This window comes from Cobetia sp. 1CM21F, from assembly GCF_023161745.1.
Taxonomy (GTDB): domain Bacteria; phylum Pseudomonadota; class Gammaproteobacteria; order Pseudomonadales; family Halomonadaceae; genus Cobetia; species Cobetia amphilecti.
The window spans coordinates 107202-123890 of record NZ_JALNTQ010000001.1 but is presented as its reverse complement, the minus strand read 5'-3'; the positions used below and the strand labels follow the sequence as shown (position 1 = coordinate 123890).

General features: G+C 61.5%; 18 protein-coding genes. 13 read left to right on the top strand and 5 right to left on the bottom strand.

Annotated elements, in window-relative coordinates:
• Positions 1-64 precede the first annotated feature (64 nt).
• The 12 genes from MSG32_RS00475 (at position 65) to MSG32_RS00420 (ending at position 13239) form a co-directional block, all read left to right on the top strand.
• Entirely contained in the window at positions 65-1669 is a 1605-nt protein-coding gene (locus tag MSG32_RS00475; RefSeq protein WP_248376897.1) for an aromatic amino acid ammonia-lyase, read from the top strand.
• Positions 1670-1734: 65 nt separating this feature from the next.
• Positions 1735-2232 carry an acyl-CoA thioesterase gene (locus MSG32_RS00470; RefSeq protein WP_052384265.1) on the top strand — a complete coding sequence of 166 codons (498 nt, stop codon included), beginning with the start codon at positions 1735-1737 and terminating at the stop codon, positions 2230-2232.
• On the top strand, positions 2232-2852 hold the full coding sequence (locus tag MSG32_RS00465; protein WP_248376896.1) for an outer membrane lipoprotein carrier protein LolA: 621 nt from the start codon (positions 2232-2234) through the stop codon (positions 2850-2852). The genes MSG32_RS00470 and MSG32_RS00465 overlap by 1 nt, the downstream gene beginning before the upstream one ends.
• A complete protein-coding gene (locus MSG32_RS00460; protein ID WP_248376895.1) occupies positions 2849-5314 on the top strand; it encodes a hypothetical protein in 2466 nt (821 codons plus the stop codon). The genes MSG32_RS00465 and MSG32_RS00460 overlap by 4 nt, the downstream gene beginning before the upstream one ends.
• 95 nt (positions 5315-5409) lie before the next feature.
• Positions 5410-6801 (top strand): tryptophan 7-halogenase, encoded by a 1392-nt coding sequence (locus MSG32_RS00455; protein WP_248376894.1) that lies wholly within the window; start codon positions 5410-5412, stop codon positions 6799-6801.
• 9 nt (positions 6802-6810) lie between these two features.
• On the top strand, positions 6811-7572 hold the full coding sequence (locus tag MSG32_RS00450; RefSeq protein WP_248376893.1) for a DUF3261 domain-containing protein: 762 nt from the start codon (positions 6811-6813) through the stop codon (positions 7570-7572).
• 23 nt (positions 7573-7595) lie between these two features.
• On the top strand, positions 7596-8927 hold the full coding sequence (locus MSG32_RS00445) for a beta-ketoacyl-ACP synthase (RefSeq protein ID WP_248376892.1): 1332 nt from the start codon (positions 7596-7598) through the stop codon (positions 8925-8927).
• Positions 8921-9529 (top strand): hotdog family protein, encoded by a 609-nt coding sequence (locus MSG32_RS00440; protein WP_248376891.1) that lies wholly within the window; start codon positions 8921-8923, stop codon positions 9527-9529. Before MSG32_RS00445 ends, MSG32_RS00440 begins: the two co-directional genes overlap by 7 nt.
• The gene (fabG, locus tag MSG32_RS00435) at positions 9529-10302 is read left to right on the top strand and encodes a 3-oxoacyl-ACP reductase FabG (RefSeq protein WP_248376889.1); all 774 of its coding nucleotides are present in this window, start codon (positions 9529-9531) and stop codon (positions 10300-10302) included. Before MSG32_RS00440 ends, fabG begins: the two co-directional genes overlap by 1 nt.
• Positions 10302-11561: a beta-ketoacyl-ACP synthase gene (locus MSG32_RS00430; RefSeq protein ID WP_248376888.1), complete on the top strand. Its 1260-nt coding sequence runs from the start codon at positions 10302-10304 to the stop codon at positions 11559-11561. Before fabG ends, MSG32_RS00430 begins: the two co-directional genes overlap by 1 nt.
• A gap of 214 nt (positions 11562-11775) precedes the next feature.
• Positions 11776-12315 carry a heavy metal-binding domain-containing protein gene (locus tag MSG32_RS00425; RefSeq protein ID WP_248376887.1) on the top strand — a complete coding sequence of 180 codons (540 nt, stop codon included), beginning with the start codon at positions 11776-11778 and terminating at the stop codon, positions 12313-12315.
• 9 nt (positions 12316-12324) lie between these two features.
• On the top strand, positions 12325-13239 hold the full coding sequence (locus MSG32_RS00420; protein WP_248376885.1) for a hypothetical protein: 915 nt from the start codon (positions 12325-12327) through the stop codon (positions 13237-13239).
• Between the two features lie 37 nt (positions 13240-13276).
• Here MSG32_RS00420 and MSG32_RS00415 read toward each other — a convergent pair whose 3' ends face one another.
• From MSG32_RS00415 to MSG32_RS00395, 5 genes are all read right to left on the bottom strand, one after another.
• Positions 13277-13936, bottom strand: coding sequence for a hypothetical protein (locus MSG32_RS00415; RefSeq protein WP_248376883.1), 660 nt, complete (start codon positions 13934-13936; stop codon positions 13277-13279).
• A 324-nt stretch (positions 13937-14260) separates the two neighbouring features.
• Positions 14261-14560, bottom strand: coding sequence for a hypothetical protein (locus MSG32_RS00410; protein ID WP_248376882.1), 300 nt, complete (start codon positions 14558-14560; stop codon positions 14261-14263).
• The gene (locus MSG32_RS00405) at positions 14557-15117 is read right to left on the bottom strand and encodes a hypothetical protein (RefSeq protein ID WP_248376881.1); all 561 of its coding nucleotides are present in this window, start codon (positions 15115-15117) and stop codon (positions 14557-14559) included. Before MSG32_RS00405 ends, MSG32_RS00410 begins: the two co-directional genes overlap by 4 nt.
• Before the next feature lie 64 nt (positions 15118-15181).
• Positions 15182-15997 carry a pentapeptide repeat-containing protein gene (locus MSG32_RS00400; protein ID WP_248376880.1) on the bottom strand — a complete coding sequence of 272 codons (816 nt, stop codon included), beginning with the start codon at positions 15995-15997 and terminating at the stop codon, positions 15182-15184.
• Positions 15998-16136: 139 nt separating this feature from the next.
• Positions 16137-16493, bottom strand: a complete 357-nt coding sequence (locus tag MSG32_RS00395; protein WP_043331456.1) for a RidA family protein — start codon at positions 16491-16493, stop codon at positions 16137-16139.
• On the opposite strand from MSG32_RS00395, the gene MSG32_RS00390 reads away from it, so the two are divergent.
• Positions 16486-16680: a hypothetical protein gene (locus MSG32_RS00390; RefSeq protein ID WP_248376879.1), complete on the top strand. Its 195-nt coding sequence runs from the start codon at positions 16486-16488 to the stop codon at positions 16678-16680. The genes MSG32_RS00395 and MSG32_RS00390 overlap by 8 nt on opposite strands.
• The last annotated feature ends 9 nt before the right edge of the window (positions 16681-16689 follow it).

The window sequence follows — 16689 nt, the reverse complement described above, 5'->3', positions numbered from 1 at the left end:
TCACCTTGTTCGGTCTTCACGTTCAGCGCTTTTTCACGCTTCTCTCTTCGCCAGGTACCTCGTCATGTCACAGCCCGCCACCTCTTCCTCCGCCCTGATTCTCGACGGCAGTGATATCACCCTCGAGCAGTTGATCGATGTCGCCGAAGGCCGCCGTGAGGTGCGCCTGACCCCGGATGCCGCCTTCCGCGCCCGTATCGAGGCCGGCCCGGCCCTGCTGGAACGCCTGCTGGAAGAGGAAGGCGTGGTCTACGGCGTCACCACCGGTTACGGCGATTCCGTGACGCGTGCCGTGCAGGGGGCAGAGGACCTCGAAGCCCTGCCGCGCCACCTCTATACCTTCCACGGCTGTGGCATGGGCGCGGACCTGGATGTGGTCAGCAGCCGCGCGGTGGTGATGGTGCGCCTCGTCTCGCTGTGCCGTGGTGTCTCCGGGGTCAGCATGGCGCTGCTGGAGCGCCTCGTATGGCTGCTCAATCACGACATCCTGCCGCGCATTCCCGAGGAAGGCTCGGTGGGTGCCAGCGGCGACCTCACCCCGCTGTCCTATGTGGCCGCCGTGCTGTGTGGCGAGCGTGAGGTCTGGGTGCGCCCCGGCGCAGGCCAGCCCCACGCGCTGCGCCCGACGGCGGAGGTCTTCGCGGCACACGGCCTGACACCCTATGTGCTGCGCCCCAAGGAAGGTCTGGCGCTGATGAACGGCACCGCCGTGATGACGGCCCTCGCCGCGCTGGCCTACGGCCGCACCACCTACCTCAGCCGCCTGAGCGCGCGCATCACCGCGCTCAGCGTGCAGGCGCTGGAAGGCAACCCCTACCACTTCGATGCCGATCTGTTCGCCGCCAAGCCACATCCCGGTCAAGCCCGCGTGGCCCAGTGGCTGCGCGATGATCTGGCCCACCCGGCGGCGCCGGAAGTCGATGCTACGCCGATCAACTCGCCGCGCCTGCAGGACCGCTACTCGACGCGCTGCGCGCCCCACGTCATCGGCGTGGTCGAGGACAGCCTCAGCTGGTGGCGCAGCTTCCTGGAGACCGAGCTCAACAGCGCCAACGACAATCCGCTGATCGATGTCGAGGCAGGCAAGATTCTTCACGGCGGCCACTTCTACGGTGGCCATGTGGCGATGGTGATGGACAGCCTCAAGACGGCGGTCGCCAACCTGGCCGACCTGCTCGACCGCCAGCTGGCACTGCTGGTCGACAGCCGCTACAACCGTGGCCTGCCCAGCAACCTCAGCGGTGCCACGCCTGAGCGCGCGCCGCTCAATCATGGCTACAAGGCGGTACAGATCGGCGCCTCGGCCTGGACGGCGGAAGCCCTCAAGCTGACCATGCCCGCCAGCGTCTTCTCGCGTTCCACCGAGTGCCACAATCAGGACAAGGTCAGCATGGGCACCATCGCCGCGCGGGATGCGCTACGCGTGCTGACACTGGTGGAACAGGTTGCCGCCGCCACCCTGCACGCCGCCGTGCAGGGCAGCGAGCAGCGCGCCGACATCACGGGGCAAGCCGCCACGCCGCCCAGACTGGCCGCCTTCACCCGTGAACTGCGTGAAGACATCGCGCCCCTCGAGGAAGATCGCGGCCTGGAAGCCGACCTGCGCCTGCTATGTGCGCGCATCCGTGAGCGCCATTGGGCCCTGAGCGCCGACGAGGCCCACGCATGAGCGAGCGGACAGCCTTGAGCGAGGAAAAAGCCATGAGCGAGGCAGCCTTGAGCAAGAAAAACGCCATGAATCAGCCCACAGACACCCCGATGCCGACCGCCACGGTAGAGATGGAAGTGCCCTTCCACGACGTCGACATGATGGAAGTCGCCTGGCACGGCCATTACGTGCGCTATCTCGAGATCGCCCGCTGCAAGCTGCTCGACATGCTCGACTACAACTACCCGCAGATGCGCGATTCCGGCTACGCCTGGCCGGTGATCGACCTGCGCCTGCGCTATGCCGGCCCGGCGCGCTTCGGTCAGCGCATCGCCGTCACCGCGCGGCTGCGCGAGTGGGAAAACCGCCTCAAGCTCGACTACGTGATCCGCGATGTCGAGAGCGGCAAGCGCCTGACCCGTGGCTACAGCGTGCAGGTCGCGGTCGGGTTGGAAGATGGCGAGATGCTGCTGGCCTCGCCCGCCGCGCTCAGCGAGCGGCTGGCCGCCTGGCAGGCCGAACAAGCGCTGACACACACCAGTGATTCGCCTGCCTCCCCTTCAGAAACACAAGGAACGCCGTGATGACTTCGCGCCTTGCCATTGCCGCCACTGCCCTGCTGCTGACTGCCGGTGCCCCCTGGGCCAGCGCATCCGAGACCAGTGCCTCAGAGACCAGTGCTCCCAAGACCAGCGCCGCCAGATTCGACGCCCGCGCCCTGACGCAACAGCTGGCGCGCACCGCCCCAGTCTGCGGTGATTTTCAGCAGACGCGCTGGCTCGAGGATGTCGGTGCAGAGCTCGAGAGCCGGGGTCACTTCCGTCTGATCGGTGACCCGAACGCACCCGCAGGCCTGGTGTGGGAAACCACTTCGCCGATTGAAGACCGTCTCGAGATGCGCCCCGATGCCAGCCAAGGCCCGAATGGCGAGCCGCTGCCGGCCGACCAGCAGGCGATGGCGGAGCTGCTGATCAGCTTCTTCCACGGCGACTGGCAGGCGCTCGAGGAGCACTTCTCCCTGACGTTGACGGGCACGCCGGATGACTGGCAGGCCAGCCTGACGCCCAACGATGCTCGCCTCGCCGAGGCCATCGAGCGCCTCGAGATCGACGGTGGCAGCTGGCTGGAACACGTGAATCTCGACAGCGGCGACGGTGACCGCCTTGAGCTGGCGCTCACCGCTGGCGGTCACTGCGAGCGATGACATCGCCCAGCCGTGAGCCGCGCAAGGGGCTGGATCGCGCCGTCTGGCGCTGGCTGTGGGCCGCCGCCCTGCTGCTGTGCGCCCTGCTGCTGGCCGCGAAGATCGCCCCGCAGAGCCCATGGCGCGGGGCGATCGACACCCGCATCACCGCCATGCTGCCACAGCAGGAGCGCAGCCCGTTGGCGGCGCGCGCCGAATCGCTGGATGACACCGCCAACCGGCTGGTGATTCTGGTCGGCGCAGACGATGCCAGCGCCGCCGCACGCAAGCAGCGTGACGCCGCCGCCCAGGCGCTGCGTCAGGCGCTCGCGCCCATCGCGAGGCTGGATGACGGCAAGAGTCTCGAAAGCCTGCGCCTGCCGGCAGAGGTCCAGCCGGCGCTGATCGCCCCGTCGCTTGCAGGTCTGAGTGACGATGACTGGCAGGCGCGCGCCCTCAGGCAGCTGTTCCAGCCCGGCGGCCAGCGCGACCTGATCCGTGACCCCTTCGGCCTCGCCGGCGCCTGGCAGAGCTGGCTGACGCCAGCCAACCTGTCGCTGTCCGGCGGCCAGCTGTTGCTGCGCGCGCCGGCTTCCGCTGGCTCAGACCGTGACGAACAGGACAGTGATAAACAGCACAGTGACGAACAGCACAGCGACGGAAAGGGCAGCGATCAGCCTGGCAACGGTTATCGGCTGATCAGTGCCACCCTCACGGGCAGCGCCTACGCGATGAGTGATCAGCAGGCGCTGGAGCAGGCCGTGGATGGCGTGAAGGCCGACTATCCCGACGTCCAGCTGCTGCGCTCCGGGCTGGTCTTCCATGCCAGCAACGGCGCGCAGCAGGCCAAACAGGAGATGTCGACCATCGGGCTCGGCTCGCTGATCGGCGTGCTGCTGTTGCTGTGGGCGGTGTTCCGCACCCCACGGCGGCTGCCCTTGCTGCTGGTGCCGGTGGCCACCGGCGTGCTGTTCGCGCTGCCGCTGACCTGGTGGGCCTTCGGCAGCCTGCATGTGCTGACGCTGGCCTTCGGCGCCAGCCTGATCGGCATCTCCATCGATTACGTGCTGCATCTGGAGTGCATGCGCCGTCTGACGACAACGAAGGGCCGCGGCGGGCTCGCCGCGCTGTGGCCGGGCCTGACGCTGGGACTGTGTTCCAGCCTCGCCGCCTATCTGGCCATCACCCTGACGCCGATGCCCGGCCTGCGCCAGATGGGCATGTTCGCGGCGCTCGGCTTGATCGGTGCCTGGCTGAGCGTGCGCCTGTGGCTACCGCAACTGCCACTGCCGACACAGGCCACCCGCGTGGACTCCCCCGCCGCCCGCGCCGCACACTGGCTGGCGCGCGCCATCCCCGGCAAGCGCAGCTGGCAGGCACTGGGCCTGCTGCTGCTGGCCGCGCTGGCCAGCCTCTACGGACTGCGCAGTGATGACCGCCTCACGCAGCTCAACCCCTCGCCTGCGTCTCTGATCAATGAGCAACGTGAGGTCCAGCGCCTGCTCGCCGAACCGGACGGCCTGCGCTACCTGATCGTGCAGGCCGAGACTGACGCCGCCCTGCTCACGCGCCTGCATGCGCTGGAAGGCACCTTCCAGCAGCTGAATGCACAACAGCAGCTGGGCCACTGGGCGAGCCTCGCTCAGCAACTGCCGACGCTTGAACAGCAGCAGGCCAATCTCGGCGCCATGCGTGAGCGCACCCGCACCCTGCTGCCCCAGGTGCTGAGCACCGCAGGCCTGCCACCCGAGCTGGTCACGCGTGCCGAGCAGGCCATCGCAGACGCCCACCCGCTGCGCCCGGCCGATTGGGTCGCGCTGCCCGCCGGTGAGATGGGCCAGCGACTGTGGCTCGACTCACGCAGCGCCGCCATCGGCATCGTGCGCTTCGGCGATGTCACGGCTGAGGACAGCGCAGCGCTTGCGCGCCTCGCCGCGGATGACGACAGCCTCGAGTATGTCGATCAGGTCGCCAGGCTCTCGACGACGCTGGGCAGGATTCGCAGCGAGATGGCCTGGCTGGTCGGCGGCGCGGTGGTCTTGATCAGCCTGCTGCTGGCGCTGCGCTATCGCCGCAACACCTGGCGAGCCCTGCTGCCGCCGCTGGGCGGACTGGTGCTGACGCTGGCGGCCCTGACGCTGGCAGGCGTCGGCCTCAACCTCTTCCACCTGCTGGGCCTGTTGCTGGTCCTCGGAATTGGCCTCGATGCTGGCATCTTCTGTGCCGAGCATCCCGCGCGCAGCGCAGAGAAAAGTAATCCCACGCGCAGCGCGAATGAAAAAGCCGAACAAGGCAAAGCACAGACCAGCGCCAGCCGTGCATCGCAGGCCAGCCTGCTGGCGATTTCGCTGTCGTGCGCCTCCAGCCTGCTAGCCTTTGGGTTGTTGAGCTTCAGTCAGACACCGGCACTGGCGGCACTGGGGCTGGCCTGCCTGCTGGGGCTGAGCGCCACCTGGTGCCTGGTGCCCTTCGCGCGCAGTTGATTCGGGCCATAAGCGAGAGGCAAGCGAGAGGCAAGCAAGCCGCAGGGAACGCAGCGCAACATGTACACATAACGACAACGACAGGGGACGATGCCATGGAATCGGCAGATCGCAGCAACAACCCACCACGCAAGGAAGTCATCATCATCGGCGCCGGACCCGCCGGTGCGGCGGCGGCGGCGTGGCTGGCACGCGCGGGCCATGCGGTGCGCGTACTGGAGCGCAGCCACTTCCCGCGCTTCTCCATCGGCGAGAGCCTGCTGCCACGTTGCATGCAGCATCTGGAGGCCTGCGGCTTGATGGAGGCCGCGGCCGCCGGTGGCTATCAGCGCAAGACCGGTGCGGCCTTCACCCGCCGCGGCGAGCATCGCGTGATCGACTTCCGCGACAAGTTCAGTGACGGCCCCGGCACCACCTGGCAGGTAGAGCGCGCCGACTTTGATCAGCGTCTGATCGAGGGCGCGCGGGCGGCAGGTGCCGAGGTCGAATTCGGCGTCACGGTCACGGGTTTCACTCCCGCCCGCCCCGCGCAGAGCGACGTCACCGGCCATGCGCAGGGGCCACGTCTCACGCTGGCGGATGGCCGCGAGCTGGAGGCCGCCTTCGTGCTGGATGCCAGCGGCTATGGCCGCGTGCTGGCGCGGCTCGAATCGCTTGAGCGTGACCCGCGTCTGGAGCCGCGCATGGCGCTGTTCGGCCATGTCCACGATGGCATCGCCGACCTCGCGCCGCCCGCCGAGGGTTATCGCCGCGACAATATCCTGATCGCCTCGCATCCGACGCATCCCGATGTCTGGTACTGGCTGATTCCCTTCGCCAATGGCCGCGCCTCGCTGGGCGTGGTCGGCCCGCGCGAGCTGATCGAGCCTGGCGCCGAGGACGATGCGCAGACACGCCTGTGGCAGTGGGTGATGGAAGAACCGCGCCTGGCGGAGCTGCTGCGTGATGCTCGACCGGCCAACGCCGTGCAGTCGCTGGGCGGTTACAGCGCCGATGTCAGTCGCCTGCATGGCCCGGGCTATGCGCTGCTCGGCAATGCCGGAGAATTTCTGGACCCGGTGTTCTCCTCCGGCGTGACCATCGCGCTGGAATCGGCGCTGCGTGCCGCGCCGCTGGTCGCGCGTGAACTTACCGCGACCCGCGATGAGCAGCGCCCCGACTGGGCCAGCGAATACGAGCAGCCGCTGCGCCGTGGCATCGAGGTCTTCCGCGAATTCGTCACCGCCTGGTACGACAGCCGCCTGACCGACATCATCTATCATCCTGAGCCGCATGCGCGGATTCGCCAGATGATCAGCGCGGTGCTCGCCGGTTACGCCTGGGACACGGCCAACCCCTTCGTCAGTGCCAGTCGCCGCCGCCTGACGGCCCTTGCCAGACTGACCGCGCCCGAGCAGACACTCGCGCCAGACGCGGTGCAGGAAAGCGATTCGCTCGCTGGCCTCAGCGCCTTCGGCCGCGCAGCAAGCGTCGGCGAGAACAGGTAAAGTAGCGTCATGAAAAACATGTCTTTCGCCTCTCACGTTGTTTCCACAGGGCTGCGCTCTACTGGGCTGCACACAGTCGGGCTGCGTTCAGCAGGGCTGGCCAGCCTCGCCGTGGCCGCCACGCTGCTGTTGAGCGGCTGCAGCCTGCTTGCCCCACAGCCGCTGGAGGCTGCCAGCCCGATGCCGGCGCTTGCGAGTCTCGAGCAGACCAGCACCCAACGTCTGATTCTGCGTGTGGCGCGTATAGAGAGTGATGACAACGCAAAACGGACTGTCGATGTCGATGCCGATGAAAGTGTCGATGCCAGTGCCGAGGCTGGCGAGGGTGCGCAGGAGCACAACCTGCCGCCTCTCATCGGCGTACTGCGCCAATCGCCCGAGGCCATGCGGCTGGTCATGCTCAGCGTGCAGGGCCAACGCCTGCTGACGCTGGTGCATGACGCCGACGGCAGCCGTTTCGAGAAGGCACGCCCCGAGGTGCTCGAGAAGCTGCCCTTCAGCGCCGACTGGCTGGCGCGGCGTATCGCCTGGGTGCACTGGCCGCAGGCCGCGATCGATGCCGCCTTTGCGAACACAGGCTGGCAGCTGGTACAACGCGGCGACTGGCAGCAACGCCGCCAGCCCGCGCAGCGCATCATCACGCAAGATGGTGTGACCATCGCCGAGCTGACCCGCGATGCCAGCGGCCGCGTGACCCTGCGCGACCCAGCAGCCGACATGCAGCTGACGCTGGAACCGCTGGCAGCGGCCCAGCACACAGAACGATCCTGACGACTCACCGGAAGCTCTCGCGCATGACTGAATCTGTTGCAACCGTGGCCACCGCTACCCCCCAGGGCCGCGACACTGGCAACGCCTGTCGCCTGTCACGCCCCGGCATCGTCTGCCCGCTGGGCGCAGACCACGGCCTGATCAGCAGTGCGCTGTTCAGCGCCAGCCGTGGCCTGCGTGTCAGTGATGACTTCAGCCCCGGCACGCCGCTGTCACTGGGGCGCGTCACCGCGCGACTGGTGGATGACAGCGATTGGCCGGCCCCGCTGCGCTCACGCAACAACCGCCTGCTGGCCACCGCGCTTGAGCAGCTGGCACCGGAGCTTGAAGCCCTCAAGCGCCAGGGCATCGCGCCGGAGCGCATCGGCGTGGTGCTCGGCACCAGCACCTCCGGCATCGGCGAGACGGAAGCCGCGATGGACGCCCAGCGCGCCGCCGTCGCCCAGGGCACGCCGAGCGCCGACAGCTGGCCGCAAAGCTTTGAATATCGTCGTCAGGAACTGGGCGCGCCCGCCGAGTGTGTCGCCTGGCTGAGCGGCGCGCGTGGGCCGGTCTACACCCTGTCCACCGCCTGCACCTCCAGCGCCAAGGCCCTGGCCAGCGCACGCCGCCTGCTGGCCTCCGGTCAGTGCGATGCGGTGATCGCCGGTGGCGCCGACAGCCTGTGCCACATGACGGTGAAAGGCTTCATGAGCCTGGAGGCCGTCAGCCGCAAGGAGAGCCTGCCGCTGGGGGCCGAGCGCGATGGCATCAATCTGGGCGAGGCCGCGGTGCTGTTCGTGGTCACGCCGGAGCGCGGCGGCGTACAGCTGACCGGCGTCGGCGAATCCAGCGATGCCCACCATATTTCCGCGCCCTGCCCCGATGGCAGCGGCGCCGAGGCCGCCATGCGCGGCGCGCTCGCCAGTGCCGGACGCACCCCCGGCGAGATCGATTACATCAACCTGCACGGCACCGCCACGCCGCTGAATGACGCGATGGAAAGCCTCGCCATCAGCCGCCTGTTCGGTGCAGATGCCGACTCTGACAGCGGTTCTGATGCCGGTTCTGATACCGACGAGCCTCGTCTGCCCGCCGTCAGCTCGACCAAGGCCCTCACCGGCCATACGCTGGGCGCCTGCGGGGCGCTGGAAGCCGCCTTCTGCTGGCTGGCGCTGGAACATGGCCGCCTGCCGCCGCATGCCACGCCGCGTGAGGCGCTGGACCCGACGCTGCCTGCGCTCAACATCGTCTATCGTGACCGCCCCGAGACCCCGCCGCTGCGGGTGATGAGCAATGCCTTCGCCTTCGGCGGCAACAATATCTCGCTGGTGCTGGAGCGCCACACTACCGACCCGGAGTCCTCTGCATGCTGACCCCGAGCACCGACTCAGTTTCCCCTGCTGGCGCTGAGGTGCAGCCCCGTGAGGCGCGCTATCCCGCCATGCCCTGCGCCATCGGCCCCTATGTGCCCCATGATGCCGGCATGTGCCTGCTGGATAGCGTGCTGCGCTGTGACGAGCATTCGCTGAGCGCCGACATCACCCCGACGCCAGACAACCTGTTCGCCGAGCAGGACGCCGACGGCCTGGCCGTGATTCCCGCCTGGGTCGGGCTTGAATGGATGGCGCAGGCCATCGCCGCCTGGTCGGGCCTGCAGGCCGCGCGCAGCGGCCAGCCGCCACGGGTCGGCTTTCTGCTCGGGAGTCGCCGTTATGAGAGCGAAGTCGCCGCCTTTTCCTGCGACTGTCGCTGGCAGATTCATGTTCAGCTCGACTATCGCGCCGACAACGGTCTGGGTGCCTTCGAGGCCACCATCAGCGACGAGCACGGCGCCACTGTCGCGCGTGCCGGCGTCAATGTCTTCGAGCCGGCGCCTGAGGCGCTGCCCTCCGCGGCGTCTACGCAAGAGACCACACAAGAATCCTCACCCGGACAGCAGGATGCTGCCGGTGCCTCATCGCAAGGTAATGTCTGATGTCTGTCACACCCCCCGCTACTGAAACTGCCACCGCCGCCCCTGAAGCACGCGAGTGGATTCTGGTCACCGGCTCCAGCCGTGGCATCGGCCGCGCCATCGCGCTGCGCCTGGCCCGCGAAGGCTACAACCTGGTGCTGCATTGCCGCTCGCGCCGCGACGCCGCCGAGGAGGTCGCGCGTGAGATCAGCGCCCTGGGCGGCGAATCGCGCATCCTGAGCTTCGATGTCGCCGACCGAGAGGCCGCACGCAGCGCGCTGGAAGCCGATATCGAGGCCCACGGCTGCTACTACGGGGTGATCTGCAATGCCGGTATCCATGCCGACAACGCCTTCCCGGCGCTCACCGATGAAGACTGGGACAGCGTGATCCGCACCAACCTCGATGGCTTCTACAACGTCATCAAGCCGCTTAGCATGCCGCTGGTACGCCGCCGCAAGCCGGGGCGCATCATCGTGATGTCCTCGGTGTCGGGCATGATGGGCAATCGGGGTCAGGTCAACTATTCCGCCGCCAAGGCGGGGCTGATCGGCGCGGTCAAGGCGCTGGCGGTGGAGCTGGCCAAGCGCCGCATCACCGTCAATGCCGTCGCACCGGGCGTCATCGCCACCGAGATGACCGAAGGCGTCGAGATGGAAGAGGCGCTGAAGATGATCCCCATGCGCCGCGCGGGGGAAGCCGAGGAAGTCGCCGCCACCGTGGCCTTCCTGTGCTCGAAGGACGCCGGCTACATCACCCGCCAGACCATCGCGGTGAACGGGGGGATGTTCTGATGACGACTTCCTCTCACGCACTGCGCGGCAGACGTGTCGTGGTCACCGGCATGCATGGCTTCTCGCCCATCGGCAATGACTGGCCGACCCTGCGCGCCAACCTGGCCGCCGGGCGCACCGGCATCCGCTATATCGAGGACTGGGACAAGTACGACGGTCTCAACACCCGCCTCGGCGCGCCGGTCAACGATTTCGAGCTGCCGAAACACTACAACCGGCGCGCGCTGCGCAGCATGGGGCGTGTGGCACAGCTGGCGACCCGCTCCAGCGAGCTGGCGCTGGAAGCGGCTGGCCTGAGTGACAGCCCGCTCAAGGAGAGCGGCCAGATGGGCATCGCCTACGGCGCCTCGGCCGGTGAGCCGGATGCGGTGGCCGACTTCGGCAACATGCTGATCAACCACTCCACCGACGGGCTCAGCGCCAATTCCTATATCCGCATGATGGCGCACACCGCGCCGGTCAATATCGGTGTGTTTCTCGGCATCAAGGGGCGGATTCACACCACCTCCAGCGCCTGCACCTCCGGCAGTCAGGGCATCGGTTACGCCTATGAGGCGATCCGCTTCGGCCGCCAGACCGCGATGGTCGCCGGTGGCTGCGAGGAGCTGTCCGCCGCCGATGCCGCCGTGTTCGATACCCTGTTCGCCACCAGTACCTGCAATGAGCGCCCGGACCTCTCGCCGCGGCCCTTCGATGCCGAACGTGATGGCCTGGTGATCGGCGAAGGCGCCGGCACGCTGATTCTGGAAGAGCTGGAGCACGCCCTGGCGCGCGGCGCGACCATCCACGCCGAGATTCTCGGCTTCGGCACCAACTCCGATGGCCGTCACGTCACCCAGCCGGACGCCAACATGATGGAAGCCGCGATGCGCATGGCGCTGGAGGATGCCGGTGTCGAGGCCTCAGAGATCGGCTATGTCAGCGCCCATGGCACCGCCACCGAGCGCGGCGATATCGCCGAGAGCCACGCCACCCATGCGGTGTTCGGTGATTCCACGCCGATCAGCGCCTTCAAGAGTTACACCGGCCATACCCTGGGTGCCTGTGGCGCGCTGGAGGCCTGGATCGCCATCGAGATGATGCGCGAGGGCTGGTTCCACGGCACCGCCAATCTCACCAGTCTCGACCCGCGCTGTGCGCAGCTCGACTACCTCACCGGCGCAGGCCGCGAGATCGAGACGGACACCGTGATGAGCAACAACTTCGCCTTCGGTGGCATCAATACCTCGCTGATTCTGCGTCGCTGGCAGGGTGAGTGAGTCACTGGCAATCTGATCTGGCGCCAGTCACCGTGCTTCGCGCTGACGCCTTTGCAGGGTGTCGCCATCGTACGACTTTGCAGCGGGTCGGATCTGGCGCAAGATACGCGCCCGCTGCATGGTCTATGGTGTGATTGGCTCACGCCCCTGGCTGGCTGACGGCGATATTCACTGGCGTCGCGCCAGTCAATCACCCTGTTAGGAGAGGTCTCAGATGGCGTCATGTTCTGCTCAGTCGCTCGCATCCTCGAAACGTTCCGCGGCACCTGCCACGCGCGCCCGCTCGGGTCGCGCCTCGCGTGTGCTGACACTGGTATCCGCGCTGCTGCTCGGCTCTGCGGGGCTTGTGGCCTCCGCCCCGGCGGTGGCGCGGGACACGCAGCACTTCCTGCCGATCATGCCGGTGATGGCCAGCACCGCGGCCAGTCAGCGACTGGGCAAGGACGTGGCCTTCTTCTTCGGTGACAAGCAGCCCTACGAGCGGATCGAGAAGCGCGGCTGGGCACGGGTGAACCCGAAGACCAACGCCACCAACAAGAGCGATGCGGAAGCCTGTCGCTGGGTGTTCCTGTCGGCGCTGCGTGAGTTGCAGGAAAAGGCGCGCGAATATGGGGCCAATGCGGTCATCAACATCCGCAGCGACTATGACAAGGTGTCCTACTCCAGCAGCGAGAAGTACGAGTGCCATGCGGGCAATATCGTCGCGGGCGTCGCGTTGCGTGGGGATCTGGTGATCCTGCATCCGAAGAACTGAGCCGCACTGATGACGGCCAGGCAAGGCAGTGGCGTGAGCGAGACAAGTGAGCCGGTTGAGGATAACTCGGCAGGCGAGCCAGCGACGCGCCCGACCGATCACCCCGCCTATCGTTGTGTGGTGCTTGGGCGTGCTGCAGCGGATGGCTCCGCTTCGCTGAGCTCTGGTTCGCTGAACACTGATTCGCTGGGCAGTGGTTCGCCAAGCCTTGAGCCGCTGAGTGCCGAGCCGCTGAGTGTCGAGCCGCCAAGCACCGAGCCGCTGATCTCGCATGATCCCCACGCCCTCGCCGCTTCACTGGCGTCTGCGTCTGGCTGCGCTGCCTGCGCCTTGCCGCATCTCTGCTCTGCATCATCCTCTCGGCCAGCCCGCCTGTGGCTGGCCGAGGCATGTGTGCTGCCAGCATCCTGTGCTGATTCGGATGCTCCCTCTATCAACTCCTCGACTGAAGCCTCCAGCCGTCGCTCGCTGTGCGCACGCCAGCCGGATGTGGATAACGCGGACACCCCCGTGTCATCTGCCAAGGCCCGCCGTCGCCAGCAACGAGAAGCCGAATCACACCTCGCCCGCCTTCTGCTCGGCGAACTCGCCGCTGCCCAAGGCATTGTGCTGCCACTGGCCGACTGGTCGCCGCGTGGCCAGGCGCCCCACCACCCTGCGCTACCGGCAGGCTTCTACGTCTCCATCGCCCACCGCCACGGCCATGTGCTCGTCGGCCTCGCCACCGCCCCGCTCGGGCTGGACCTCGAATACCGCAACCCCCGCCACGCCCACGACCTCGACGCCCGCATCGCCATGCTGCCCCTGGACGCGCGCGAACGCCTCGCTGAAGCATCACACCTCAGCGAGACAGAACGACTGGACGGATTTTATCGAGAGTGGGTTAGGTATGAGTGCATTATAAAACTCAAAAATACAATATAAGCACCCCATAAAACATAAAACTATAGTGACACGATCATCAATCTTTTTTACGCATTGTCTCCAGAATATAATAAACCACCAAAGCAATCCCCAAAACTGTAATCACGAATAACAATGCAAGTCTAAATGAAGCACTCACATCTGGCGAAAGAAAGGAATAAGCAACAAAAATTAATAATAGACCGACTACAGCTAAAAAATGGTGAAACAAGGTAGCCGTCTTTTCAATAGATTTACCACTATAGACAACAAAATACCATAACACGAAGTAGCCTATACCTAGCATCAATAATTTAAAAGCATCTTCTAATTTGTCGCTATCAAAAACAGAAAATATAAGCATCCCGCCCAAACTAAAACTAAGGATTACTGCTATTGATGCAGCCCCAATACTTACACCAAAATCTAAAGTAGAATTCAAACCCGATTTCACAACTCTAAAAAACTTATTATTTTTTGATGAAAAACTATCTATCACTAAAAGCATAGCAACACTGATAGTGCATGTATACAGAAATAGATTTAAGGCAATACCTTCCTGGATAAAGTCTATAAGGAAACTCGGGTCCCATTGCAACACCTCTAACATAGAGGAAACTAGGCCAATAAGGAACCCAAGTATGGAGAAAGTGATGATAGATTTTCCTAGCTCGCTGCTTGTTGAAAACTTAGTTATATCCTCAAATTTATTTTCCATAGTTCATAACTACCCTTTAGGAATGAAACATTTAATCTACCAATATAAAACAGTACCTCTCAACACCCATACCAATAAATTAATTCTAAAGCATTAAGAAAATAATACGCAGTCTGAAGATAAACAAGACGATAGCACGTTATATATTTCACTGATGTGTTAGCACTGAAAATAACTGCATACTTACCGCGATACTATCTCGCTGTAGCATCACGCTTCAGCGAGACAGAACGATTGGATGGATTATCGGGAATGGGTGAGGTATAAAGCAGTAATAAGAATCTAGATAAACTTGATCATTAATTGCATTGCATCATACAGACATCAACCACCTAACTTTACACCCAACTCCTCAAGCATTAAATCAACACTACCTGACAGCTTCTTATAGTCATCAGTCACTTGCTCTTGGCTTTTATTAGACAAAAAGAACAAGCTTGCTGAAATCTTTTTAATTAAACAAACACAGCTGTCATTGATAAATAAATCGTTATCATTAGCCCATCGATCAATCGCCTTATCAGACAACCCATATATGGGGGTACTGTATACCCCCGAACTATTTATCAATTTAATAGCTTTCCGCTGGGCGTCAATCCTATTATAAAATTCAGAATTCTTCATTTACAAAGCACTCCAAGAATAGATTCCATCCAACCACTTATCTTTTCTAAATGTTTCTTTGCAACATCAACTTCCGCAACAGTCAAAGGGTCACCAACACCTCTTGTACACAGAATTCTTGCTCTTTTAAATATTTCATAAGCATCATAATCCATGCATAAGCTTTGACAACCAATATTTAATGCTGAATCTCTAGAAAAGCATGGTATTGAAGAATATTGCAGAGAGTAACAAGTAGCAAAATTCCTAATGGACAAGAATATAGTAGAAAGATCGAAAGTTTCAGAAAACCCAGACCCAAGCAGCTCCTCCTTAGCCTTCAAGAATATATCATAAAACTTCTTACAATCCTGAATTCCATGAGAGTACTTTTTTGGAGCCCCCATACTAGAAACAAAATCAATACCATCTCTTGAGAATATCAACTTTGACTCTAGATATAGATGCCAAGCAAATGGATTGCCTTGTAACCACAACTCTTGAAGTCGTGCTTTTGAATATATTGAGTAGGCTAGTGGGTCGAATTGTTTATTTTCAGTATCGACTATCGCTAACATGTCTATATCAGACGAATAATCGACTTCTCCGCGACATATGGATCCAAACGCATAAATATACATATTATCGCCTATTAAACCTTTTAACCACAATCGACATAAAGAAGCCGACCATTATAAGCCTTGTTGTATAAATCAAAGCCAAATATGTCCCAGAATATCCATCGTACTTTAAAACCCCCAGAAATACTTGTATTGACAAAAGCAACGATTGAAAATAATCACTTATCGAGTCGACATCACCATAATTATAAACATGAACCACTGACATAAGTAATAAAACAAAAAACATACTACGAACTAGTTTCCCTGCAGACTCTCCATTCCCCCAAACAAGATCCAAGAATTTAAAATTAAACCACTCAGCAAATGCTTTTAAGTGTTTTATTCCTTTATATTTCTTCCTATAATAGGGCTCATTAGATCTCCAAGCTTTTCTTAAATGAATCTCAGTTGCTTGAAGCTCTACTCCAATAGCTTTATTTACAGCACTCGAATCTCCTAGTTGCTGGTAGTTTAGGCGCAGTGAGCGTGCAAACTTCAACTTAAGGTTTTCCTTCCCATTAAACTCGGATCTTAATATATCAGTATCAACTTGCGTTTTTTCAAAACCAGCATAGCTAAAGTCACAATCTATAAAACTGGAGCCAGTTAAGTTACTACTTAAAAACTTACACCCAGTAAACTTACATCCGTTAAAAAAACAACCTCTAAAATACACTGAATCAAAAATAGTGTATCTAAAATCCACATTTGTAAATGTAACTTTTTTTGCTACCAACCTTAAAAACAGCTTATTATTAAGTTCTTTATTCTCAATAACTGCACCTTCTTTTATAGCAGAATCTTCGTGTATCTCCCTGCCATTAGGTTCTAGCATAAAAATCCTGTCCTTATTTTCAAAAAAATGAACAGTAACAGATTATGTACAAAAAGCTAGTTCTGCATTTAGCTCATCAACAAAGTATAAAACCCCACCAGAGAAATCTCTGGCGGGGTTAGAAAAACCATACTGCGAGTTACTTAACGGCGGCGACCACGGTAATTTCACACAGCAGTTCCGGGCTGGCCATGGCGGCTTGTACGCAGGCGCGGGCGGGGGCGTGACCTTGTGGTACCCAGGTGTCCCAGATGTCGTTGAAGGTCTTGAAGTCGTCCATTGTCTTGAGATAGACGGTGGCGGAGAGCAGGTGCTCGCGGTCGGTGCCGACTTCTTCCAGCAGCGCATCGACACGCGCGAGCATGCTGTTGGCCTGGTCCGTGATATTCCCGAAGCGATGGTCCGGACCGGCGACCTGGCCACACAGGTAGATGGTGTTGTTGTGGATCACGGCGCGGCTCATGCGCGGCTTGGTGTCATGACGTTGGATGTTCATCGAGAGTGTCCTTGTGCTGTTCTTCTTGGGTAGTGAAAAAATGCCGCCAGCGGTGCTGATACAGAAAAGACCGCTGGCGAAGCAGGGTGAGATCAGTCCTTCAGCGTTCCAGATTCGCGCGAGCGGCGCAACGCGACCTGCGGGGGATATTACCCTCTACCAGAAGAACCTGTGGTTTCAGTTATGAGGTCTCTTG